The sequence below is a fragment of the Rhodococcus sp. 14-1411-2a genome, from assembly GCF_002259485.1.
Lineage (GTDB): Bacteria > Actinomycetota > Actinomycetes > Mycobacteriales > Mycobacteriaceae > Rhodococcoides.
On the sequence record NZ_NPGA01000026.1, the window covers coordinates 1 to 860 of the forward strand.

General features: G+C 62.9%; 1 protein-coding gene. It reads right to left on the reverse strand.

The features are described from left to right. On the reverse strand, positions 1 to 860 hold an 860-nt coding region (locus tag CH291_RS26470), incomplete at both ends, for a condensation domain-containing protein (protein ID WP_256980987.1).

The following is an 860-nucleotide window of genomic DNA, read 5'->3' on the forward strand; positions in this document are numbered from 1 at the left end:
GCACGCTGCCACAGCGCGAAATCCGCATACTGCACCTCCAGCGGACGCCACTGCGGCACCCGATCCTGCGAACGAGACTCGTACGCCACCATCACATCTCGCGCCAACGGACCCATCGACGCACCGTCCGCCGAAATATGATGCACCACGAACGCCAACACGAAGTCCTGCTCACCGAGCCTGAACACCCGCCCCGCCAACGGAATCTCGGCCGCAACATCGAAACCACGCATCATGAAGCGAACAACGTTCTCCTGCAACGACGCCGGATCCACATCGAGCAACTCGATCACCGGAACCGCACCATCCCCCGCCACGATCTCCTGATAGGGCACACCCTCGTACGCCGGGTACATCGTGCGCAGAGCTTCGTGACGCTCCACCACATCGGCAACCGCAGCCCTCAACGCCTCCACATCGAGATCGCCCAACAGTCTGACGACCAGCGGGATGTTGTCCACCGCGGACGACGTGTCGAACTGATTCAAGAACCAAAAACGCTGCTGCGCAAGCGACAACGGAATCCGCTCCGGGCGCGGACCCGCAACCAACGCAACCCGACCCCCACTGCCCACCTGCGACTCCAACACAGCCGACAACGCACCCACCGACGACGACTCGAACAACACCCGCACCGACACCGACGCATCCAACGCCACACCCAACCGCGACACCACCTGCGTCGCGACCAACGAATTACCACCCAACGCAAAGAAATCATCATCCAGACCCACCCGAGGCACACCCAACACCTCGGCGAACACCCCCGCCACCAACTCCTCCACCGGAGTCGACGGCGCACGATACTCCCGAGCCTCGAACACCGGATCCGGCAACGCCCGCCGATCCAACTTGCCGTT